This window comes from Aureimonas frigidaquae (genome assembly GCF_001463905.1).
In the GTDB taxonomy this organism is placed as follows: Bacteria; Pseudomonadota; Alphaproteobacteria; order Rhizobiales; family Rhizobiaceae; genus Aureimonas; species Aureimonas frigidaquae.
Genome location: NZ_BBWR01000002.1, coordinates 359,802 through 381,271 on the forward strand (window position 1 = coordinate 359,802; position 21,470 = coordinate 381,271).

The 21,470-nt window shown below is 65.8% G+C and carries 21 protein-coding genes; 9 read left to right on the forward strand and 12 right to left on the reverse strand.

The window, feature by feature from the left end:
• Positions 1-36: 36 nt before the first annotated feature.
• Complete coding sequence (locus AUL30_RS01695) at positions 37-711, reverse strand: HAD family hydrolase (RefSeq protein WP_062226098.1); 675 nt, start codon at positions 709-711, stop codon at positions 37-39.
• Between AUL30_RS01695 and AUL30_RS19900 the strand changes: the two genes are divergently transcribed.
• Together AUL30_RS19900 and AUL30_RS01700 are read left to right on the forward strand one after the other, a co-directional pair.
• On the forward strand, positions 616-909 hold the full coding sequence (locus AUL30_RS19900; RefSeq protein ID WP_192843005.1) for a hypothetical protein: 294 nt from the start codon (positions 616-618) through the stop codon (positions 907-909). The genes AUL30_RS01695 and AUL30_RS19900 overlap by 96 nt on opposite strands.
• A complete protein-coding gene (locus AUL30_RS01700) occupies positions 906-1,352 on the forward strand; it encodes a YqaA family protein (protein ID WP_062226099.1) in 447 nt (148 codons plus the stop codon). The genes AUL30_RS19900 and AUL30_RS01700 overlap by 4 nt, the downstream gene beginning before the upstream one ends.
• Here AUL30_RS01700 and AUL30_RS01705 read toward each other — a convergent pair.
• The 6 genes from AUL30_RS01705 to AUL30_RS01730 form a co-directional block, all read right to left on the reverse strand.
• Entirely contained in the window at positions 1,349-2,239 is an 891-nt protein-coding gene (locus AUL30_RS01705; protein ID WP_062226100.1) for a PfkB family carbohydrate kinase, read from the reverse strand. The genes AUL30_RS01700 and AUL30_RS01705 overlap by 4 nt on opposite strands.
• 39 nt (positions 2,240-2,278) lie before the next feature.
• Complete coding sequence (locus tag AUL30_RS01710) at positions 2,279-3,769, reverse strand: sensor domain-containing diguanylate cyclase (protein ID WP_062226101.1); 1,491 nt, start codon at positions 3,767-3,769, stop codon at positions 2,279-2,281.
• Positions 3,770-3,886: 117 nt separating this feature from the next.
• The gene (locus AUL30_RS01715; protein WP_062226102.1) at positions 3,887-5,359 is read right to left on the reverse strand and encodes a M81 family metallopeptidase; all 1,473 of its coding nucleotides are present in this window, start codon (positions 5,357-5,359) and stop codon (positions 3,887-3,889) included.
• Positions 5,360-5,368: 9 nt separating this feature from the next.
• Positions 5,369-6,196, reverse strand: coding sequence for a carbohydrate ABC transporter permease (locus tag AUL30_RS01720; RefSeq protein ID WP_062226103.1), 828 nt, complete (start codon positions 6,194-6,196; stop codon positions 5,369-5,371).
• On the reverse strand, positions 6,196-7,071 hold the full coding sequence (locus AUL30_RS01725) for a carbohydrate ABC transporter permease (protein WP_062226104.1): 876 nt from the start codon (positions 7,069-7,071) through the stop codon (positions 6,196-6,198). Before AUL30_RS01725 ends, AUL30_RS01720 begins: the two co-directional genes overlap by 1 nt.
• Before the next feature lie 97 nt (positions 7,072-7,168).
• Positions 7,169-8,386 (reverse strand): ABC transporter substrate-binding protein, encoded by a 1,218-nt coding sequence (locus tag AUL30_RS01730; protein ID WP_157069858.1) that lies wholly within the window; start codon positions 8,384-8,386, stop codon positions 7,169-7,171.
• Positions 8,387-8,601: 215 nt separating this feature from the next.
• Here AUL30_RS01730 and AUL30_RS01735 point away from each other — a divergent pair, with 215 nt between their 5' ends.
• The 7 genes from AUL30_RS01735 to mazG all read left to right on the forward strand — a co-directional run bounded on the left by AUL30_RS01735 (position 8,602) and on the right by mazG (position 14,613).
• A complete protein-coding gene (locus AUL30_RS01735; protein WP_062226106.1) occupies positions 8,602-9,354 on the forward strand; it encodes an SDR family oxidoreductase in 753 nt (250 codons plus the stop codon).
• A gap of 13 nt (positions 9,355-9,367) precedes the next feature.
• Complete coding sequence (locus AUL30_RS01740) at positions 9,368-10,438, forward strand: ABC transporter ATP-binding protein (protein WP_062226107.1); 1,071 nt, start codon at positions 9,368-9,370, stop codon at positions 10,436-10,438.
• On the forward strand, positions 10,435-11,343 hold the full coding sequence (locus AUL30_RS01745; protein ID WP_062226108.1) for a MurR/RpiR family transcriptional regulator: 909 nt from the start codon (positions 10,435-10,437) through the stop codon (positions 11,341-11,343). The genes AUL30_RS01740 and AUL30_RS01745 overlap by 4 nt, the downstream gene beginning before the upstream one ends.
• 17 nt (positions 11,344-11,360) lie before the next feature.
• A complete protein-coding gene (locus AUL30_RS01750; protein ID WP_062226109.1) occupies positions 11,361-11,855 on the forward strand; it encodes a hypothetical protein in 495 nt (164 codons plus the stop codon).
• Positions 11,856-11,939: 84 nt separating this feature from the next.
• On the forward strand, positions 11,940-12,983 hold the full coding sequence (locus AUL30_RS01755; RefSeq protein ID WP_062226110.1) for an NAD(P)-dependent alcohol dehydrogenase: 1,044 nt from the start codon (positions 11,940-11,942) through the stop codon (positions 12,981-12,983).
• Between the two features lie 35 nt (positions 12,984-13,018).
• Complete coding sequence (locus AUL30_RS01760; RefSeq protein ID WP_062226111.1) at positions 13,019-13,720, forward strand: SDR family oxidoreductase; 702 nt, start codon at positions 13,019-13,021, stop codon at positions 13,718-13,720.
• Between the two features lie 29 nt (positions 13,721-13,749).
• Positions 13,750-14,613, forward strand: a complete 864-nt coding sequence (gene mazG, locus AUL30_RS01765; protein WP_062226112.1) for a nucleoside triphosphate pyrophosphohydrolase — start codon at positions 13,750-13,752, stop codon at positions 14,611-14,613.
• 12 nt (positions 14,614-14,625) lie between these two features.
• Here mazG and hflX read toward each other — a convergent pair whose 3' ends face one another.
• The 5 genes from hflX to AUL30_RS01790 form a co-directional block, all read right to left on the reverse strand.
• On the reverse strand, positions 14,626-16,005 hold the full coding sequence (gene hflX, locus AUL30_RS01770; RefSeq protein WP_062226113.1) for a GTPase HflX: 1,380 nt from the start codon (positions 16,003-16,005) through the stop codon (positions 14,626-14,628).
• A 12-nt stretch (positions 16,006-16,017) separates the two neighbouring features.
• Positions 16,018-16,251, reverse strand: coding sequence for an RNA chaperone Hfq (gene hfq / locus AUL30_RS01775; RefSeq protein WP_039194400.1), 234 nt, complete (start codon positions 16,249-16,251; stop codon positions 16,018-16,020).
• A gap of 186 nt (positions 16,252-16,437) precedes the next feature.
• Positions 16,438-17,814: a Trk system potassium transporter TrkA gene (gene trkA / locus AUL30_RS01780; protein WP_062226114.1), complete on the reverse strand. Its 1,377-nt coding sequence runs from the start codon at positions 17,812-17,814 to the stop codon at positions 16,438-16,440.
• A gap of 16 nt (positions 17,815-17,830) precedes the next feature.
• Positions 17,831-19,192 carry a nitrogen assimilation response regulator NtrX gene (gene ntrX, locus AUL30_RS01785; protein WP_062226115.1) on the reverse strand — a complete coding sequence of 454 codons (1,362 nt, stop codon included), beginning with the start codon at positions 19,190-19,192 and terminating at the stop codon, positions 17,831-17,833.
• 22 nt (positions 19,193-19,214) lie between these two features.
• Positions 19,215-21,443 carry a sensor histidine kinase NtrY-like gene (locus tag AUL30_RS01790; protein WP_062226116.1) on the reverse strand — a complete coding sequence of 743 codons (2,229 nt, stop codon included), beginning with the start codon at positions 21,441-21,443 and terminating at the stop codon, positions 19,215-19,217.
• Between the last annotated feature and the right edge of the window lie 27 nt (positions 21,444-21,470).

The following is a 21,470-nucleotide window of genomic DNA, read 5'->3' on the forward strand; positions in this document are numbered from 1 at the left end:
CCACGCCCCGCCGACTGAAGACGGGGTGGGAGTGCCTCAACGGCGGCCGCCCACCTCGTCGATATGCACCAGGAGATCGGCTGGATCGGCATAGACCCGAAAGGCGCCGGCCTTCTGGAGTTCCTCGCAGCCGTAGCCTCCACTCAGGAGGCCGATGCCGAGGGCACGGGCGCGAGTCGCCGCAAGCATATCCCAGATTGCGTCACCGACCACCATTGCCGAGCCGATCGGCGCGCCGAGCCGTTCCGCCGCCGCCAGGAAGAGATCGGGATCGGGCTTGGCGTAGCGCACCTGATCGCGCGTGACGACCACGGCCTCGTCCGGATCCACCCCCAGCGCCTCGAGGTTGACCCGCGCCGTTTCCATCCGGCCGCTGGTGGCGATGGCCCAGGGGATGCGGTTCTCACTCAGCCAGTGCAGCAGTTCCCGGGCGCCCGGCAGCGGCTGCACGCTGGCCCTTTGCGCGCGATAGGCTTGTGCATGCAGATGGCGCAGGCGTTCGGCCTTCTCCACCGTCAGTTCCTGGCCCGTTTCACGCAGGAGCTGGTCGGTGAACAGGCCACCGCTCATCCCGATCCTTCGGTGGATCCGCCAGACGGACAGTGAAATGCCTTCATGATCCAGGGCCTGCTTCCAGGCAAGAACATGTTGATAGACGCTATCGACCAGCGTTCCGTCAAGATCGAAGAGGAAGACGGTGTCCATGCGCATGGCATGCTCCTGTGTTGTCGATCGAAGGACGATCCCCTCAACATAGTCCCACAGGCCCGTGTGACCAATTCGTGCGACGAGCCCCCGCTGTACGACGCGCCGATGAACGGCTATGGCGTCGGCACCGGCCACCTGGACCCCGATGTCATGCCGTTTGAAGACCCACAGCGCGGTGACGCGCGGCGGTGCCGAGCATGAGCGAGATCGCCGCCTATGGCGCCATGTTCTGGACGGCCCTCCTGGCCGCGACGATCCTGCCCGGCGCCTCCGAGGTCATGTTCGTCGCCTTCCTTCTGTCGAAGACCGGCGATCCCTGGATCATGCTGGCCTGCGCAACGCTCGGCAATACGGCGGGGTCGGTCGTCAACTGGTGTTGCGGGCGGTTCCTGGCAGCCTTTTCGGACAGGCGCTGGTTCCCGGTCCCGCAAAGCCAGCTCACCCGGTGGTCCTACCTCTTCGAGCGCTATGGCCTTGTCAGCCTTCTGTTCAGCTGGGCGCCGGTCGTCGGCGATGTTCTGACGGTGGCGGCCGGCATCCTGCGGGTGCCGCTCGGCCGCTTCATCGCCCTCGTCTTCATCGGAAAGCTGCTGCGCTACCTCGTCGTGGCAGCCGGCGTGCGGGCCGCCTTCGCGGCGGGCTAGGCGAAGACGTCGACTTGCGCGCCGGGGCGGGTCACGGCGATGGAAGCGGCGTTGCAGGCCGCAGCGATGGCCTCGTCCAGCGGCACTTTGCCGGCAATGCGCGCGGCAAGCGTGCCGGTGAAGAGATCACCCGCGCCGGTCGTATCGACGACATCCACCTTCGGGGCATCGAAATGCCGGAAGCGCCCGTCCCGCGCGAAAAGATCGACGCCCGCACCCCCCTTCGTCACCACGAGGTCCAGGCCGAGCGCCGTTGCCAGCTGCGCGAAATCATGGGCTCCGTCGCCGGCGATCCGGCCCGCCACTTCGGCCTCGTGCTCATTGACCACAAAAATGTCGGTGCGTGACAGAAGCGCCTTCAGCGCCACCGGATCGGTATCGTCCTCGGCCGGGGCGAAGTTGAAGATGAGGCGCGTTTCGTCCGGCAAACCTTGCGCGAAGGCGAGGTTCTCGACCATCGGCACTTCCATCTGCAGGACGGCCGCGCGAGCGCCGAGGCAGGCTGCCTGTGGCACTGCGCCGGCGGACAGATGCCGGTTCGCGCCGCTGGCAACGGTGATGGCGTTTTCCGCCTGCGCATCCACCGAGATGAAGGCCACCCCGGTCCGCTCATGGCTGCGCTGGACACCCGCTATGTCCACACCCGCTGCGTCCATGTTGCTCAGGCACTGATCCCCGAACGCGTCGCGCCCGACGGCGCCCAGCATGGCCACGCTCAGCCCATGCCCGCGCGCGGCATGTGCGGCGGCCACGGCCTGGTTGGCGCCCTTGCCGCCGAAATGCGTGTCGTAGCTTGGCGACAGGACGGTTTCACCCGGTCGGGCGATATGCGCGACCTTGGACACGAGATCCACATTGATGGAACCGAAGACGACGATGTGAGCCATGAGAAAGGTCCGTGGGACGAGAGGATGCTTCGACGGGTCTTAAGCCCTGTTGCGCCGTTGCGCGAGATCGCGGTGGTAGGCACGCTTGGCCTCGTACATCGCGCGGTCGGCGCGGCGTGCGGTCGATTCCAGGCTTTCGCCGTCCCGGTGCGTGGCAAGCCCGGCCGACAGGCTGAGATTGATCTGCGAGACGGAGTGAAACTGGTTGTTCAGCTCGCACAGTTCGTTCAGATCGGCCAGGACCTTCCGGCCGTCGGCTTCGTCGAGGCCGGGCAGGATCAGCGCGAACTCGTCGCCGCCGATCCGCGCAGCACTGGAGGGTGGCTCCACCAGCTTGCCCAGAACCTCTCCGGCCCGGCGCAGAAGGTCGTCGCCGGCCGAATGGCCGTGCGTATCGTTGACCTCCTTCAGATTGTTCAGATCCATGATCATGACGCTGACCGGGACGGTAACGTTGCGCTGAAGGCGGTTCAACTCGTCCACATAGAAGGAGCGGTTGTAGAGCTTGGTCAGCGGGTCATGCCGGCCAAGGAATTCGAGATAGGCTTCCGCTGCCTTGCGCGCCGTGATGTCCGTCAGCGCGACCTGCACGAGTGACCAGTCGTTCTCGGCCCCCGGCAGGACGGAGAATTGCAGCATCAGATGCAGTTCGCGGCCGTCCACCGTATAATTGACGACTTCCCGCATCTGGAAGAGCTGCCCGTTCCACAGGTCGATGAGCTGTTCCTTGAAGGGGTTGGTCATGCGGTCGCGGAAGACGCGCGGCAGGTTGTTCAGCAGCGTGCGCTTATCGGGCGCGCCGAAGAGGCGAATGGTCGCGTTGTTTACGTCGATCACGCGGATTTCGCTCATGCAACGGGTCACGAATTCCGGATGCACGTCGGTGAAGACACGAAAGTCCAGAATGCCCTGCCGCCGCACCTCGTCGATCAGGGTCTTGATTGCGGAAAAATCCTCGACCCACAGGGATACGGGGGAATGTTCGAACAGACCCCGGGCGAAGCGCTCGCTGCCGGCCAGGGCCTTGCGCGCGGACTCCCGCTCGGTCACGTTTTCCGTCGTGACAAGCACGCGCGACCAGTCTTCCTCGTGCCCCGGCAGGATGCGGCCGGACAGCTGGATGTTCAGCCGCTCGCCGGTCGCCGTGTAGTTGATCGCATGGCTGGAAAAGCGGGTCTGCCCGTTCCACAGCATCTCGAGTTCGCGGGCATGGGTGGTCAGCATATCGGCGCTGAAGATCGTATCGAGCCTGGCGACGAGTTCCTCGTGGTCGGCAACCTTGTAAAGGCTCAGCACCTGCGAGTTGACCTTGAGCACCCGGATCCTTTGGGAGCATGCGCGCACACGCTCCAGGTCCTGCATCAGGTGCGCATGGATATCGGTGACCCCATCGGCGCGCCACGTGTCGAACAGTTCGCGGACGGCGCTGTAATCTTCCAGCCACAGCGGCGACGGCGCCAGTTCGAAGTAATCCACCCCGCCCTCCTCACTCCCTCCGGAGGACACGATGGTCCCGTCGATGCTTCCCATACTGATCCGCCGCTCACAACCTGCGTCCCCAACCCTTCGATAATCGGTTCCCGTGCACATAAACAAGCACAAACGCGCAACCTTGGGTTGCAAGTCCGGCACGGCTCGCGCCTCGGCTCAGGCGAAAGGGTCTTCGATACGGGGCCAGATGGGACGCAGCATCTTGCGATAGGGCGTCGTCGCTGGGTTGGTCGGATAGGTCGACGGCGCGGCGATGTAGAGAATATCGGCGGCGATCGGTGCGAAGCCGGCGTGAAAGTGATTGGTTGACTTGACCAGCAATATCTCTTTGCCGGCAAAGTCCACGCCGAGATTGGTGAAGATGTCCGGCTCGTAAGTCTGGGTGCGGCTGGTGATCAGCACCACGTCCACCTCTGTCCCGGCAAATCGCACCACCGCCGCGCGGCCCAGCGTGACGCGGCTGTTGCGAAAGCTCTGCCAGCCCTCCTCCACGATCGCCTGAACCACCACATCGGCATCGATAGGCTCGCCCGACGCATCGCTGCACTTGCCCCCGATGCGCATGCGCAGCGACGCGCCGACGCCTGCGGCATGGGCGAAGGTCACCGCGACAGGATCCCAGATGGTCGCAACGCCGATGCTGCGATGGCCGCGCGCCAGAAGCGCCCGTAACAGATGCGTTCCGTCACCCGCCACGCCGCCACCCGGATTGTCCCATATGTCGCTGACGACGACGGGCCGCCGCTCAGCCCGCTGCACAGCCTCTGCCACCGCATCCATGCCGGGTTCGAGCTCCAGGATCGGCATGGCGGCGCGGCCGCGCATGGCAAAGAGTTCGGCGCCGAGCTCCGCCGCCAGCCTGTCGCCGGCCGGCCTGTCATCATCGCTCACCACCACGACGCGGCTTCCCATCTCGGGAACGTCGCCCGCCATGAAACCATGGATGAGAGAGATGGACAGGATGCGGTCGGTTCCCTGCAGGGCGCGGACACGATCCACCAGCCCACGCATGGGCTCGCGGCTCGTCGGGAAGATGTCGATCATCCGGCAGTCGTAGGAGGAGACCACGGGCCGGATCTCCCCGCGCAGCGTGCGCAGGGCCAGATCGACGACATGTTCGCCCCGCTCCTCGAAATCCGTATGGGGAAATTCGAGAAAGGCGGCAAAGAGATCGAGCGCCTTGACCCGCCGTTCCGTCAGGTGGGAATGCGGATCGAACTCGGCCGCCACCAGCACGTCGGGGCCGACACGGGCGCGCACCCGGTCCAGAAGATCGCCCTCCGGATCGTCGTAGCCCTGCGCGACCATGGCCCCGTGCAGCCCCAGCACGACCGCATCGACCGGCATGGCCGCGTCGAGCTGGCTTAAGATCTCGTCGCGCAGGCTTTCATAGGCGTCCTGACGGATCAGGCCGGCCGGCTCGGCCCAGCAGGCCGTGCCCTCGACCACCTCGAACCCCTCCGCGCGCCCGCGCCGCCGCAGGATCGGAATGGGAGAGGAGCACAGTGTCGGCGTGTCGGGGTGCTGGCCGGGGGGCGCATAGAAGGCGGCCTCGAAGGAGGAGCGATCCGTCGGAACCGGGGAGAAGGTGTTCGTCTCGGTGGCGAGAGAGGCGGTGAAGATGCGCATGGGGAGCCACTACTTTACGGCGCCGATGGACAGGCCGCGCACCAGGTAGCGCTGCAGCCAGGCGAAAGCGATGGCGACGGGGATCGTCGCCACGAAGGTCGCAGCCATGACGTGATGCCACTCGACCGTGTAGCGCCCGGCCACGAGCGAGAAGATCTGGATCGGCAGCGTGTAGCTGGCCTGGGTGCGCAGCATGGTTAGCGCAATGACGAACTCGTTCCAGGCATTGATGAAGGCGAAGATGGCCGTGACCACCGTGGCGGGCGCGGCCAGGGGCAAAAACACGCGGATCAGCGTCTTCCAGCGGCTGGCGCCCTCCATGAAGGCCGCTTCCTCCAGATCGCGCGGGATGGTGGCGAAGTAGCTCTGCAGCATCCAGACCGTGAAGGCGATGTTGAAAGCGGCATAGACCATGGCGACGGTGCTGACGCTGTCGATCAGGCCGGCCCAGGCGACGAGGCGGAACAGCCCGATGACGAGGACGATGGGCGACAGCATCTGCGTGACGATCAGAAATATGCGGAAGGCCGAGCGCCCGGCAAAGGTGAAGCGCCCCAGCGCATAGGCGGCGGGGATGGAGACGATCAGCGCCGCCGCCGTCGACAGGACGGAAATGATGAGCGAGTTCATCAAAGCCGGCCCGAAATTCGTGGCGCGCCACATGGTGACGAAATTCTCGAAAGCCAGCCTCGATGGCCACCAGGTCGGGTTCAACACTTCCTGCGCCGGCTTCAGCGCCGAGATCACCATGACCGCAAAGGGGAACAGCGCGACCACCACGATCGGCGACAGGCACAGCCAGCAAACCAGGCTGCGTCGCAGCTTCGCCGTGTCCATCATGCCACCTCCCGGCGCGTCGTCAGGCGCACATAGACGAGTGTGAACAGGAGCAGCATGGCGAACATCACCAAAGAGACCGCCGAAGCTTCCCCCAGCTTTCCGAGCCGGAAGCCGAGCTTGTAGAGATAGGTCACCAGAATGTCGGTGGAGTTGGCCGGCCCACCCTGTGTCGTGACCCAGATGATAGGAAAGGAGTTGAAGACGTAGATCGTGTTCAGCACCATGGCGATGTTGAGGAACGGCTTGAGCAGCGGCAGGGTGATCTTGCGGAACATGGCGAAGCGTCCCGCACCCTCCAGCGCCGCCGCCTCATAGAGATCGTCGGGGATCGAGGACAGGCCGCCGAGAAGGATGGTGACCGTGAATGGCACCGTCACCACGATGGCAATGAAGATCTGCATCGGGAAGGCCGTCGCGGCAGAGGCGAGCCACTGGATATTGCTGTCGATGAGGCCAAGGCCCATCAGGGCCGAGTTGAGCATGCCGCTTTCGCCCGACAGCGCCCAGCGCCAGACGATGGCCGTCATGGTCAGCGAAACGGCCCAGGGCAGCATCACGATGACCCGTGCGACATTGCGCCCGTAGAAGTCCTCGTTCAGGACCAGCGCCACCGGAACGGCGACGATGAGGGCGCCGAAGACGACGGCCGCCGTCCAGACGAGCGTGCGCCAGACCGCCGCGATGAAATCGGGATCGGCGAAGAGGCTTTGGAAATTGGCGAGCCCGACAAAATCGCGGATCTGGCCGAAGCGGTTGACGCTGTGGCTGGCGAGCTCCGACAGTTCGACGATGGGCCAGACGACGATCGCCGCCGCCAGAAGGAGGCTCGGCGCAATCATCAAATAGGGCAGGAAGGCCCGCTCTGCGCGCATGATCGGCTCTCCGGGCAAAGTCGAAGGGTCGGATAGGTCCAGGACGGGCCGCCCCTATGGCGCCCCGTCCGTGACGTGGTGGTTCAGCGCAGAGGCATTATTGCGCCAGGATGGCGTCTGCCCGTTCGGCGGCGGCTTTCAATGCGGCATCCGGCTCCGCCTGGCCGAGATAGACGGACTGGAGCGCATTGGTGGTGATGTCGGCGATCTCTTCCCATCCGGCGATCACGGGCGCGAAACGGGCGTCCGCAAGCAGGCTGGTGAAGACTTTCAGATCGGCATCGTCCACGAAATGCGGATCGGCCGCCTCTTCCTTTTCGACCGGCAGGAAGCCTTCATTGACCGTGAAGGCGACACGCTGCGGCGTCTGGAACAGGAAATCCAGGAACTGGAACGCCTCGTCCTTATTCTGCGAGTTCTGGAACATGATGATGGAATCGGTCACCCCGTAGGTGCCGCGGGCGCCGCCTTCGCCGGCCGGGATCGGCGCCACGCCATATTGCAGGTCGGGCGCCTCGTCGCGGATCTGGTTCGACAGGAAGGGCGCCGTCATGACCATTCCGAGCTTGCCCTGCTTGAACAGGTTCTGCACGTCCTCCCGCGAGTAGGAGGTGACGCCCGGCTGCGTGGCCCCCTCGTCGATCAGGCGCTTGTAGAGACGCGCAGCCTCCAGCGCGCCGGGCGATGACAGGCCGGACTTGCCGTCCATCAGGATCTCGGCGCCCTGCGACCACATGCCATAATAGTAATAGACGTCCGTCTCGATCTCCTTGCCCTGGAGTCCGAAGCCGAAGCGGCCATCGCCGAGCGCCGATATCTTCTTGGCGTCTTCCTCCAGCTCGGCCCATGTGGCCGGCGGAGCGTCGATCCCGGCTTCCTCGAACAGGGTCTTGTTGTAGTAAAGGGCGCGGGCCGAGGCGGCGATGGGCAGGCCGTAGGTCTTGTCGTCCATGACGGAGGGGGTCAGGAAGGTCGGGATGAACCGGTCCTTGAAGGCCGCGTCCATATAGCCGTCCAGTGGCTCGGCGATCCCCTGCTCCACGAAGTCCACGAGCCAGCGCGTGCCGATGATCGACAGGTCCGCATTGGCCCCGGCCGAAATATCGGTCGTCAGCTTCTGCAGGAGGTTGTCCCAGGGCACGACCTCGATCTCGACATCGATATCCGGATGGGCCGCCTCGAACTTCTCGACGACCTCCTGGAAATAGGGTCCGGTCTTGGCGGAATACTCCGCCACCGTGACGCGGACCGTCCCGGCCTGCGCCACGCCCGCAACGGCCAGAAGGGCCGTCGATGCGAGCGCCAGGGTCTTCATGCGTGTTCCGATGCTGCCAGACATGGGGCCTCTCCTCGCAGATCAATCGCGCCGGCGCCCTCCCAGGATGACGCCTGTGACGACGCATCATGGACCTGTAATTTTATTTCGCAAGATGGAAATTCGCGGCACCCGACCGCCGTTTTCTGTTGCTTTATTTCATTTGCAAGGTCAGTCTTCCGTCTCATCGACCCATTCCCGGAGGCGTGCGGCGGATGTTCAGGCTTGAGGACCGGCTCGTCGTTCTGACGGGCGCCACGGGCGGGATCGGCTCCGTGCTGGCCAGGCGCCTGGCAGATGCCGGCGCCCGGATCGTCCTGGCCGACCGCACACCGCCACTGCCGTCGGAGGGCACCATCGGCGCCCTCACCTTCGACATGGCCGAGCGCGGCGCCTGCGCGGCCGCAGCCGCCGAACTCCAGGAGCGGTTCGGGCTGCCCGACATCGTCATCTCCAATGCGGGGTTCACGCGGGCCGAAACGCTTGAGACGACGGATGGAGACGCCTGGGAGGCCGAGCTTGCCATCAACCTGTCCGGCGCCCGTCATTTCACCGATCCGCTTGTGGCGGGAATGCGAAAGCGCGGCCATGGGGCGCTCGTCTTCATCTCCTCGGTCAATGCGCTCGCCCACTACGGCAATCCGGCCTATGCCGCGGCCAAGGCCGGGCTTCTGGCCTATATGCGGGCCATCGCCGTGGAGGCCGGCCCGGACGGGGTGCGCGCCAATGCGGTCTGCCCCGGCTCCGTGCGCACACCGGCCTGGGATCACCGTTTCGAAAAATCGCCCGACATCGCGGCGGCCATCGTCCCGCTCTATCCGCTCGGCCGCATGGTGCGGCCGGAAGAGGTGGCCGATGCCGTCCTGTTCCTGGCCAGCGACGCGGCGTCGGGCATCACCGGCGTGGCGCTTCCGGTGGATGCCGGCCTGACGGCCGGCAATACCGCATTCATCAGGGCAATCGGCTGACGGAGGACGAGCCATGGCGGATTTGTCGCTGGAGCGCATCGGCAAGAATTTCGGGCCGGTCGAGGTTATCCACGCGCTGGACCTGATGGTTCGCGACGGGGAGTTCGTCGTGCTGGTGGGGCCATCGGGCTGCGGCAAGTCGACCCTTCTGCGCATGATCGCCGGGCTCGACACGATCAGCCGCGGCCGCCTGCATATTGGCGGGCGCGATGCCAGCGCCCTGCCACCGCAGAAGCGCAACATCGCCATGGTCTTCCAGTCCTATGCGCTGTTTCCGCATATGACGGTGCGCGAGAACATCCTGTTCGGCCCGGGCATTCGCGGCGATGCGCGGGCGCTGGCCGAGGAGCGGCTGGCAGCGGCGGCGCAGATGCTCAATCTCACCCCCTATCTGGACCGCAAACCCGGCCAGCTTTCCGGCGGACAGCGCCAGCGGGTGGCCATGGGCCGCGCCGTGATGCGCGAGCCGGACCTGTTCCTCTTCGACGAACCCCTGTCCAATCTCGATGCGCAGCTGCGCGTCCAGATGCGCACCGAGATCAAGGCGCTGCACCAGAAGCTTGGCACCACCATCATCTATGTGACGCACGACCAGATCGAAGCCATGACGATGGCCGACCGGATCGTGGTGATGAATGGCGGCCGGATCGAACAGGAAGGCAAGCCGCTGGAGCTTTACGACCGTCCGGCCAACACCTTCGTGGCGGGCTTCCTGGGCTCGCCGCCCATGAACCTCCTTGCGGCGCGGCTGGAGGGCGGCCAGATCCGGCTGGCCGACGGCGCAAGCCTTGCGACCGCCTTCCAGGGTGCGGCTGCCGGGGACGTCATCATGGGTGTGCGGCCGGAACGCTTCCGCCCGGCCGATGGCGGGCCTCTCGGGCTGGAGGTGGAGGTCGTCGAGCCGACGGGCGCCGAAACGCACCTCTTCGGAACGCTGGCGGGAACGCCGGTGCGGATCGTCGTCGCGGACCGGCTCGCCGCGCGGCCGGGCCAGCGCCTGGCGCTCGACGTATCGCCGGGGGATATCCACCTCTTCGATGCGGGGAGCGGTCGGCGCATCGAGGCGCCGACCCGCGCGGCATGAGTGCGCCGCCCCCGGACAAGCCGGCGCCGATCGCCTTCGACCTGATCGCGCGATTGCGGGCGATGGCCGAGGACGGCCCGCGCACGGCCCGTCATCTGGCGGCCTTCGCGCTGGAGAACCCGCATTTCGCCTCCACCGCCGCCATCGCCGAGATTGCCGGCCGGACCGGCACGAGCGAGCCGAGCGTCACCCGCTTTGCCCGGGCGCTCGGCTGCACCGGCATGGCCGACTTCAAGCTGCGGCTGGCACAGGCCATGGCTGTCGGCGGGCTCTACGTCAATGCCGCGCCGCCCAGCCCGGAAGAGCGCGAAACGCTCGTACTGCACGCGGTCTGCGATGCCGCACAGGCGGCCGTGGAACGGGCTCGCCGCCTGGCGGACATGGCTGCCATGTCCCGCGCCGCGAGCATCCTTGCGCAGAGCCGCCGCGTGTTGTGCTTCGGTTCGGGCGGCACGTCCTCGCTCCTGGCCATGGAAATGCAGAACAGGCTGTTCCGGCTGGGCCTCGACGTGCGGGCCGAAACCGACGGCCATATGCAGGCCATGCTGGCATCCGTCGCCGACCGCAGGACGAGCGTGATCGCGTTTTCGGTGTCCGGCCGCAACCGTCCGCTCCTGCGGGCCAACGCCATTGCCCGTGATTACGGCGCGCAGATCATCGCCGTGACGGCGCACGGCACGCCGCTCGCCGAAGCCTGCGACGTGGCGCTGGAATACGCCTTCCCGGAAGACGGCAACATCTACAAGCCGAGCAGCGGCCGCTTCGGCCTGCTGGCCACGGCCGACATCCTGGCCATGGCGACGGCCCAGACAATCGGCCCATCGATGCTGGAAGGCATTCGCCGCATCAAGCAGACCCTCAACACCCACCTTGCCGCCGATCCGAACCTGCCGGTCGGCGACTGACCGAAAAAGGACGCCCCATGGCCCCGACGCAGAACCCCTTCCCGCCCCAGGATCCTGACCGCCACGCCATCTGGGAGATGCTTGTGGAGCGCGATATCGACGCCTTCCTGGCGGCCGATTGGAGCATGGTCGAACAGGACTTCGTGCCCGACCGGTTCTTCGGGCTGGATGCCGGAAAATCCGAAATTCCCGATAGCTGGCGGCTGGGCTTCCCGACGCTCGACATCTACCGCGACGAATGGCTGCGCCAGGCCCGCGCCGCGCAGGGCGTGGCCTATGCCGAGCCCGTCCGGGAGGCGTTGTTCCGGGCCACCAATCTGCGGGACATCGATGTGGCGGGCGACAAGGCGGTGGCGCACAAGAAGTTTGACGGCACCATCGCACGGGCCGATGGCGGACAGGACATCCTGTCTTGGCAGACGCTGTACTTCTGCGCCAAGGTCGCGGGCACGTGGAAGCTGACGGGCTTCGTCGGCTACATGCCGTTCCCGCTTGGGCGCGCGCGCGGTTGAAAAGCGGCGCGGCGGCCGTGTCCATAGCTGACAAGCGTGGCGGGCCTCCTGTATGACGGGCCAATCGTCCGAGGAGAAGTCCGCATGGCACAGCAAACAGCATTGGTTCTGGAAAAGCAGCACGAGCTCCGCATCCGCGAGATCGATCTGCCGCTCGAGGTCGGTCCGCTCGATGTCCGCATCAAGATCCACACGGTCGGCGTCTGCGGCTCCGACGTGCACTATTACACCCACGGGCGGATCGGCAATTTCATCGTCAACGAGCCCATGGTGCTCGGCCACGAAGCGTCGGGAACCGTGGTGGAAGTCGGTTCGGACGTGCGCCACCTGAGTGTCGGCGACCGTGTCTGCATGGAGCCGGGCGTTCCGGACCCCAATTCGCGCGCGTCCCTCCTCGGCATCTACAATGTCGATCCGGCGGTGACGTTCTGGGCGACACCCCCCGTCCACGGCGTCCTGGTGGGCGAAGTCGTGCATCCGGCCAACTTCACCTTCCGCCTGCCCGACAACGTCTCCTTTGCGGAAGGCGCCATGGTCGAGCCCTTCGCGGTCGGCCTGCAGGCGGCGCAGAAGGCGCGGATCGCGCCCGGTGACGTCGGCGTGGTGATCGGCGCCGGCCCCATCGGCATCATGATCGCGCTGGCGGCGCTGGCCGGCGGCTGCGCGACGGTCTTCGTCGCCGACCTGATGGACGAGAAGCTGGAGATTGCCGGGCGCTATCCCGGGATCGTGCCGATCAACATCCGCAACCAGAGCCTGAAGGATGCCGTGAACGCGCAGACCAACGGCTGGGGCGCGGATGTCGTCTTCGAGGCGAGTGGCTCGCCCAAGGCCTGGGAAACCCTTCTGGAACTGCCGCGTCCGGCGGGCGTGGTGGTGGTGGTCGGCCTGCCGGTCCATCCGACGCCGATGGACTGGGCCACGGCCTCCACCAAGGAAGTGCGCTTCGAAACCGTGTTCCGCTACGCGCACCAATATCCGCGCGCCATTCAGATGATGGCGTCGGGCAAGGTGGACCTGAAACCCCTGATCAGCGAAACGATGCCCTTCGAGCGGGCCATCGAAGCCTTCGAGCGCGCGGCCGAAGGCCGCCCGACGGACGTGAAGCTCCAGATCACCATGCCCTGAGGGCAGTGGATACCAGCGGCGGAGGGACTGCCAGCATGACGACCAGGGTTGCCATCATCACCGCCGCAGGAAGCGGCATGGGCGAGGCTGCGGCGCGCCGGCTCGCACAGGACGGTTTCGGCGTGGCTATCCTGTCCTCATCGGGGCGCGGAGCGGCCATCGCGGAGGAACTCGGCGGTGTCGGCGTAACCGGATCGAACCAGTCCAACGACGATCTGCAGCGCCTCGTCGATGCCGCCATGGACCGATGGGGGCGCGTGGACGCCCTCGTCAACAGCGCAGGGCATGGTCCCCGCGCCCCGATCCTCGACCTGACGGACGAGGACTGGCACCGTGGGCTGGACGTGTATCTGCTGAACGTGGTGCGGGCGACGCGCCTCGTCGCGCCCATTATGGTGGCGCAGAAGGGCGGCACCATCGTGAACATCTCGACCTTCGCGGCCTTCGAGCCGGACCCTGTCTTCCCGACATCGGCCGTCTTCCGCGCGGGCCTTGCCTCCTACGCCAAGCTCTTCGCCGACCGTTACGCTGCCGACAATGTGCGCATGAACAATGTCCTGCCCGGCTTCATCGACAGTCTGGCGGAGAAGGCCGAGTTCCGCGAGCGCATTCCCATGGGGCGCTATGGTCGGGCAGACGAAATCGCGGCGACCATCGCCTTTCTCTGCTCTGCCGGCGGCGGATACATCACCGGCCAGAACATAAGGGTCGACGGCGGCATCACCCGCGCGGTCTGACCCATAGCCATCAGGAACGAGCACGCCACATGATCCCATCGCGCGATATCCAACGCCTGATCGACATCATGGCGGCTCTGAGGACGCCCGTGACCGGTTGCCCCTGGGATCTGGAGCAAAGCTTCGACAGCATCATTCCCTACACGATCGAGGAGACCTTCGAGGTCGTGGATGCGATCGAGCGGCGTGATGCGGACGATCTCAAGGAGGAACTGGGGGATTTGCTCCTGCAGGTCGTCTACTACTGCCAGCTTGCGCAGGAAGCCGGCCTCTTCGCCTTTCCAGACGTGGTCGAGGGCATTACCGCAAAGATGATCCGCCGCCATCCACACGTCTTCGGGGATGCGCAGGCGCGCAGCGCCGGCAGTGCCAAGGGCCAGTGGAACCGCATCAAGGCCGAGGAAAAAGAGCTCAAGGCCAGGCAGCGCGCCGAGCGGGTGCAGTCCTCTGCGGCCGATCCGGAATGGGCACCCAAAACGGCGCCGGAAAGGCCACCACTGCTCGACAGCGTCCCCGGCACCCTGCCCGCGCTCGCGCTTGCCACGAAGCTGCAACAGAAGGCTTCAACCGTCGGATTCGACTGGAAAGAATCGGCACCGGTTCTGGCGAAAATCCGGGAGGAGACCGACGAGTTCGAAGCCGCCCTGAAGGGCGGCACCGCCGCTGACCGAGAAGGCGAGCTTGGCGACATGCTCTTCAGCGTCGTCAACCTGGCCCGGCTGGAGGGCATCGATCCCGAGCGAGCCCTGCGCGCCACCATCGCCAAGTTCAGAACGCGTTTTGCCTACGTGGAACAGGAACTTCGCGGGTTCTCCGGAAGCGGCACCAAAGCCACGCTCGAAGAGATGGAATTGCTGTGGCAGCGCGCCAAGCAGAAGACACCGGCCGCCTGACGGCGGCGCGGCCTACCGCGTTTCGATGGAAAGCCCCGGATGGGTGCCGGCCAGGCGCCGCAGGTCCGAACGGGCCTGTTCGGTGATGCTCAGCGTCAGGGCAACGCCGCCATCCTCCAGATCCTCGCGGCCCGTCACCAGCGCATTGTCATAGACCCAGGGTAGAAGAGCCAGGCTGTCCGACGCCAGCTCCAGATGCAGGGCCTGGGCATCGCCCGCAATGCGATGCTCGATCTCCGACAGAAGGCCGGCCAGACCCTCGCCCGTCAGCGCCGAGACGAGATGGGCCCTGCGGTCCGGATGCGAGGCAGCGGCCGTCTCCAGCGCGTCCCGCGACGGGGCATCCAGAAGGTCGATCTTGTTCCAGACCTCGATCACATGATCGCTGTCGTCCGGGTCCACATCGAGGCTGGACAGGATCTTGCGCACATCGGATGCCTGGGCATTGGCCTCCGGATGCGACATGTCCCGCACATGCAGGATGAGGTCCGCCTCGATCACCTCTTCCAGCGTGGCGCGGAAGGCGGCCACGAGGTGGGTCGGCAGGTTCGAGATGAAGCCCACCGTGTCCGAGAAGATCACCTCCGTGCCGTGCGGCAGGGTCATGCGGCGCAGCGTCGGATCGAGCGTGGCGAACAAAAGATCCTTGGCCAGCGCGTCGGCGCCGGTGATCGTGTTGAACAGGGTGGACTTGCCGGCATTGGTATAGCCCACAAGCGCCACCACCGGGTGCGGCGCCTTCTTGCGCTTGGCGCGATGCAGCGTGCGCGTGCGGCGGACCTGCTCCAGGTCCTTTTCCAGCCGCTTGATCTTATCCTGCAGCTGACGGCGGTCGGCCTCGATCTGCGTTTCGCCCGGCCCGCCCAGGAAGCCCGCGCCACCGCGCTGCCGTTCCAGATGGGTCCAGGACCGGACGAGCCGGCCACGCTGATAGTTCAGATGCGCAAGATCGACCTGCAGCCGCCCTTCGCGCGTGCGCGCCCGCCGCCCGAAGATTTCCAGGATCAGGCCGGTCCGATCCAGAACCTTGGCGTCCAGCTCTTTCTCGAGGTTGCGCTGCTGCACGGGCGTGAGCGGGTGATCGACGATGACGAGACCGATCTCCTCGGCCGCCACAACGCCTTTCAGCTCCTCCACCTTGCCGGCCCCGATCAGGGTTGCCGGGCGCGCCTTGGCCACCGGCACCACCTCGGCGGCGACAATGTCCAGATCGATCGCCGCAGCCAGGCCAACAGCCTCGTTCAGCTTCTCATCGGCGCCGCGCCGCGCCGTTTCGCTCGGATCGTCAACCGGCGCGGGCTGGCGGATGATCGGTACGATCACGGCCGCGCGCGTGGGAACGCGCTTGTGCTCGATGGGGCCTTTGGGCCGGTCGGGATTGAATTCCGTCAATCAGGCATCCTGTTATTCTTCGCCATCATACATCTGCACCGGTTGCGACGGCATGATGGTGGAGATGGCGTGTTTGTAGACGAGTTGCGAATGACCGTCCCGGCGCAGCAGGACGCAGAAGTTGTCGAAGGAGGTGACGATCCCGGTCAGCTTGACGCCGTTGACCAGAAAGATTGTCAGGGAAATCTTCTGTTTCCGGACCGCGTTGAGGAAGACGTCCTGGAGGTTCTGCGAGCGCTCGGCCATCGCCAATCCTGTGGTTCGGTTTTCTGTTCTTCTTGGCCTCCCGATGCCTCACGGCACCGGCGGCTTACGACCGTTTGCACAATGCCTCATATAAGAGGCGATCGACCATCATGCGAGAGGCATCCGGTGCCGATTCATGCAAGCGCGAAACTATCAGCAGCGCCCCTTCGCTAAAAGGCGCGCGGCTCAAAAATACTCCAGGCTCACCCGGAAGAGTTGTTCCACTTTCTTGACCGCATGCCCCGCCGTGAAGATGACGACCCTGTCATGCGGCTTGATCTTGATCTGCCCATCCGGCCGGATGAAGCCGTTGGCCCGCCAGATGGCGCCGATGCGCAGCCCTTCCGGCAGGTTCAGCTCCCGCAGCGGCACGCCAACCAGGGGCGAGGTCTCCAGCGCCTCCGCCTCGATCAGCTCGGCCCGTCCGTCCAAAATGGAGTGGACGGCACGAATGCGACCGCGGCGCACATGCTGCAGGACGCGGGACACCGTCACCGAGCGCGGATCGACATAGGCGTCGATGCCGAGTGGCCGGGTGAAAGTCTGGAAGGCGGGGTCGTTGATCAGCGTCATGTTGGCGCGGCAGCCGAGCCGCTTGGCAAGGACGCTCGTCAGGATGTTGGCCTGGTCGTCATTGGTCAGGGCAACGGTCAGGTCCGCCCGGTCGACCGCCGCTTCCAGGAGCACGGAGCGATCGAGCGAGCTGCCGTGAAGGACGGTCGTGTGCCGGAGCTGATCGGCCACGACACGCGCGCGCTCGGCGCTTGCCTCCACCAGGCAGAGGCGCGCGGCCAGCCGCCGGTGCTCCATCTCCTGCGCCACATAGAGGCCGATATTGCCGCCGCCGGCAATGACGATGCGCCCCGCATCCGGCTCCTCGTGGCCGAACAGGAGCAGGGTCCGGCGGATGCGCGCCTTGTCGGCAACGGCATAGGCCAGATCCCCCGCGCGCAGCTCGTCCGCCGTGGATGGCACCAGGAGTTCGTCGTTGCGCAGGATGCCGACCACCGTGGCGCCGAGGTCCGGGAACAGCTCGGTCAACTGACCAAGCGGCTTGTTGATAACCGGGCAATCCTCCCGGCAGTCGATCGCCACCGTCACCACGGCGCCGTCGATGAAGGGGATGACGTCCATGGCACCCGGCAGCGCGATGCGCCCGAGCACCATATCGCCCACCTCCCGCTCGGGCGAGATGATGACGTCGATGGGCAGGTTCTCGGTCGAGAAGAGGTCCTGCAGATCGGAGCGCAGATAGGATTGCGAGCGGATCCGGGCGATCTTCGTCGGCACTTCGAAGACCGAATGCGCCACCTGGCAGGCGATCATGTTGACTTCGTCATACAGGGTCACGGCGATCAGCAGATCGGCCTGGGCGGCCCCGGCTTCCTGGAGCACTTCCGGGTGCGCGCCATGGCCGACGATGCCGCGTGCGTCCATGGACTCGCGGATCGCCTGGACGAGGCCGGGCTGCGTATCGATGACGGAAACATCGTGCCGCTCGGCCGCCAGGCGTTCGGCAATGCCGTAGCCGACCTGCCCCGCGCCGCAGATGACGACCTTCATGACGCCGCCGGCACCGTCATATGCCGAGCGACTTCAGCTTGCGGTGCAGGGCCGAACGCTCCATGCCGACGAACTCCGCCGTCCGCGAGATGTTGCCGCCGAAGCGGTTGATCTGCGCGACGAGATATTCCTTCTCGAACACCTCCCGCGCATCGCGCAGGGGCAGAGCCAGAATGCGTCCGTCGGACTGGCTGGGCGTGCGCGGCAGCATCTCGCCCACCTCGTGCGGAAGCATGTCCGCCGAAATGACCTCGTTGTCGTCCTGCCGCGACAGGATCATCAGGCGTTCGATGTTGTTGCGCAGCTGGCGGATATTGCCGGGCCAGTCGCTGGACTGCAGCACCGCCAGCGCCTCCGGCGAGAGCTCCTTCGGGCGGATGCCCGTCTGGTCGGAAATCTGCCGCATGAAGGTGTCGATCAGGAGCGGGATATCGGCGCGCCGGTCGGCCAGCGGCGGCACGCTGATCGGCACCACTGCGAGCCGGTGGTAGAGATCCTCGCGGAATGCGCCTTCCGACATGAGGGATTCGAGGTTCTGCGCGGTGGACGAGATGATGCGCACATCCACCCGCACCTTCTTGGCGCCGCCGACCCGCTCGAAGGTCTGCTCCGTCAGGACCCGCAGGATCTTGTTCTGCGTCTCGCGCGGCATGTCGCCGACCTCGTCGAGGTAGAGGACGCCGCCATGGGCCTCCTCGAAGGCGCCGACCTTGCGCTCGACGCCGGGGGGCGTCTCGGTGCCGAAGAGTTCCACCTCCATCCGGTCCGGCGTGATGGTGGCAGCATTGAGCGCCACGAAGGGGCCGGCGGCCCGGGCGGACGCGGCATGGATGGCGCGGGCCACCATCTCCTTGCCGGAGCCCGACGGGCCCAGGATCATGATCCGGCTGTTGGTCGGTGCGACCCGCTCGATGGTGGTGCGCAACTGGTTCATGACATGCGACTTGCCCACGAGTTCCGGAGAATCGTAGGTGCGCCGCTTCAGCTCCAGCACCTCGCGCTTGAGCTTGGAGGTTTCCAGCGCCCGTTCGGCCACGAGCACCAGCCGGTCGGCCTTAAAGGGCTTTTCGATATAGTCGTAGGCGCCGCGCCGAATGGCCGAGACCGCCGTCTCGATATTGCCGTGGCCCGAAATCATGACGACGGGCACTTCCGGATGCTGCGCCTTGATCGCCTCCAGAAGATCGAGCCCGTCGAGCCGGCTGCCTTGCAGCCAGATGTCGAGGAAGATCAGCCGCGGCACGCGATCCGCAATGGCGGCCAGCGCCGTGTCGGAGTTGCCGGCCACGCGCGTCTCGTGTCCTTCATCTTCCAGGATACCCGCTACCAGGTCCCGGATGTCGGCCTCATCATCGACGATCAGGATGTCCGATGCCATCTATCTTCACCACTTCGTCGTTTCAGTTCCTTGCGGCTGGCGCCGCTTTATTGTCCCCTGCGGCATGAGCCGCAGTCTCGTCCCGCTTGGCCGGCAGGCGGATGCGCACGCATGCGCCCCGGCCCCCCGGCCCGTCATCCAGTTCGATCGTCCCGCCATGTTCCTCGACGATCTTCTTGACGATCGCCAGGCCAAGGCCGGTGCCTTTCTCGCGCGTCGTCATATAGGGCTCCAGAAGCCGTTCGCGATGCTCGACGGGGAAACCTTTCCCATTGTCGATAATCTCGACCACGTGCCAATCGTCCCCGGCCTGCGCCCGGATGGTGATGGCCTTGTTGTCGATATCGGAATACTCGAAAGCCTCCACCGCATTCTTGACGAGGTTGCCGAAGGCCTGAGAAATCAGGCGCCCGTCGAACTCCCCCATCATAGGCCGGTCGCAAATATCGCTCGAGAAAGCGATGCCGTGATCGCCCATCTCGCGCAGGAAGACGGCCTCCTTCAGCGCTTCGCGCAAGTCCCGCAGCTCCATGCTGGGCTTGGGCATGCGCGCGAAGGACGAGAATTCGTCCACCATCCGGCCGATATCCGACACCTGGCGGATGATCGTATCCACGCAACGGTCGAACACCTCGCGGTCGTCGGTGACGAGCTTGCCGTAGCGGCGGCGGATGCGCTCGGCCGAGAGCTGGATCGGCGTCAGCGGGTTCTTGATCTCGTGCGCGATGCGGCGCGCGACATCGGCCCAGGCGGAGGAGCGCTGCGCTTCCACCAGATCGGTGATGTCATCGATGGTGACCACGCTGGAATGACCGTCCTGGCTGCCGCCGCCTTCGGATGTCACACGCACATCCAGCACGCGGTCCCGCTGCTTGACCTGTTCCTGGTACTCGCGCTTGCGCGAATGCGAGGCGCTTTGATAGATCGCCGCGATCGTCGGGAAGAGGTCGTCCAGGGACCGCCCGACGGCATCGCCCGCCTGGATGGCCAGGATGCGTTCGGCCGACGGATTCACCATGGAAATGGCGCCCTTGGCCGTCACGCCGATCACCCCGGCCGTGACGCCCGACAGGACCGCCTCGGTGAAGCGCCGCCGTTCGTCGATGACGTCCTTGGCGTTGATGAGCTCGGAGCGCTGGCTGCGCAACTGGCGGATCATGTTGTTGAAGGTGTTGGACAGGGAGCCGACATCGCCGTCGGAGGCCCGCACCGGCACCGACACGCTGAGATTGCCTTCGCTCACCTCATCCGCGGCGCTGATCAGGAGCCGGATGGGGCGCACCAGCCGGTCGGCGACGCCGATCCCGGTCCAGATGGCCGACAGGAGCACGATCAGCGTGATGCCGAGATAGAGCAGCGCGAAGGCGACCTGCAGGCCGAAGCGGTTCGCCTCCAGCGCCGAATATTCGGCCGTCCGCTCCTCCATCATGCGCAGGGCGGCGATGACTTCCGGGTCCACGACCCGGACCGTATAGAGGAAGATGTCCCCGAAATCACGCAGCTGCATGACCGCGCCGACGAGGTTCGTCACCCCGGGGGGAATGAAGACGAGATTGCCGTCGGCCGCCTGCTCCAGGGCATCGGCAGGCGGCGCCGGCAAGGGCCGCTCCACAGGCACGTCGGCGCGCAGGAGGGGGGAGCCGTCAGCGCGCAGGAGTTGCGCACCCAGCAGCGAACGCCCCTTTGCCTGCTCCGTCATCAGCTGCTCGAAGCCCGTCCGGTCCAGATCGTAGAGCCGGCGCTGGGCCTGCAGATCATAGGCCATGGACAGGGTGGACCCCTGCAGATTACGGGCGTTTTCGTTGACATAGGCCCGCGCCACGCTGATCGAGGAATCCACGATGGCGCGGGTGCGGATTTCGAACCAGCGGTCGAGCCCGAGGTCCAGGGTGATGCCGGCCACGATGGCGACGAGAATCGCCGGCGTCGCCGCGACGATGGAAAACAGCGCCACGATGCGCACATGCAGCCGCGATGCCGCCTTGCCGTCCCGCCGCGCACGCACCATCCGCGTAACCTCACGCGCAATGAGGCCGCACAGGAGGATGACGAAAAGCCCGTTGACCGCCGAGGCGATGGTGACCACCGTGTCCGTCGGAGCGATGGGCGTCAGGCCCATCAGAACGACGAAGGATATGGCGCCGGTAACCAGCGCGCCGATGACCGCAACGATGCCCGGGACGAGCATGAAGCGCCGCCGCTCGCGCAGAAGCGACAGCCCATCGTCAGAATGTGTTGCGTTTACCGCCATCGAGTCGCCAAACTTACCTCTCGTGGC

Coding starts and splice junctions, on each gene's coding strand:
- AUL30_RS01700 (WP_062226099.1), top strand. CDS start 906: ATGAGCGAGATCGCCGCCTATGGCGCCATGTTCTGGACGGCCCTCCTG.
- AUL30_RS01720 (WP_062226103.1), bottom strand. CDS start 6,196: ATGGACACGGCGAAGCTGCGACGCAGCCTGGTTTGCTGGCTGTGCCTG.
- AUL30_RS01715 (WP_062226102.1), bottom strand. CDS start 5,359: ATGCGCATCTTCACCGCCTCTCTCGCCACCGAGACGAACACCTTCTCC.
- AUL30_RS01760 (WP_062226111.1), top strand. CDS start 13,019: ATGACGACCAGGGTTGCCATCATCACCGCCGCAGGAAGCGGCATGGGC.
- AUL30_RS19900 (WP_192843005.1), top strand. CDS start 616: ATGATCCAGGGCCTGCTTCCAGGCAAGAACATGTTGATAGACGCTATC.
- AUL30_RS01730 (WP_157069858.1), bottom strand. CDS start 8,386: ATGAAGACCCTGGCGCTCGCATCGACGGCCCTTCTGGCCGTTGCGGGC.
- AUL30_RS01750 (WP_062226109.1), top strand. CDS start 11,361: ATGGCCCCGACGCAGAACCCCTTCCCGCCCCAGGATCCTGACCGCCAC.
- AUL30_RS01745 (WP_062226108.1), top strand. CDS start 10,435: ATGAGTGCGCCGCCCCCGGACAAGCCGGCGCCGATCGCCTTCGACCTG.
- AUL30_RS01695 (WP_062226098.1), bottom strand. CDS start 711: ATGCGCATGGACACCGTCTTCCTCTTCGATCTTGACGGAACGCTGGTC.
- AUL30_RS01725 (WP_062226104.1), bottom strand. CDS start 7,071: ATGCGCGCAGAGCGGGCCTTCCTGCCCTATTTGATGATTGCGCCGAGC.
- trkA (WP_062226114.1), bottom strand. CDS start 17,814: ATGAAGGTCGTCATCTGCGGCGCGGGGCAGGTCGGCTACGGCATTGCC.
- AUL30_RS01755 (WP_062226110.1), top strand. CDS start 11,940: ATGGCACAGCAAACAGCATTGGTTCTGGAAAAGCAGCACGAGCTCCGC.
- AUL30_RS01705 (WP_062226100.1), bottom strand. CDS start 2,239: ATGGCTCACATCGTCGTCTTCGGTTCCATCAATGTGGATCTCGTGTCC.
- AUL30_RS01740 (WP_062226107.1), top strand. CDS start 9,368: ATGGCGGATTTGTCGCTGGAGCGCATCGGCAAGAATTTCGGGCCGGTC.
- mazG (WP_062226112.1), top strand. CDS start 13,750: ATGATCCCATCGCGCGATATCCAACGCCTGATCGACATCATGGCGGCT.
- AUL30_RS01710 (WP_062226101.1), bottom strand. CDS start 3,769: ATGGGAAGCATCGACGGGACCATCGTGTCCTCCGGAGGGAGTGAGGAG.
- ntrX (WP_062226115.1), bottom strand. CDS start 19,192: ATGGCATCGGACATCCTGATCGTCGATGATGAGGCCGACATCCGGGAC.
- hfq (WP_039194400.1), bottom strand. CDS start 16,251: ATGGCCGAGCGCTCGCAGAACCTCCAGGACGTCTTCCTCAACGCGGTC.
- AUL30_RS01735 (WP_062226106.1), top strand. CDS start 8,602: ATGTTCAGGCTTGAGGACCGGCTCGTCGTTCTGACGGGCGCCACGGGC.
- AUL30_RS01790 (WP_062226116.1), bottom strand. CDS start 21,443: ATGGCGGTAAACGCAACACATTCTGACGATGGGCTGTCGCTTCTGCGC.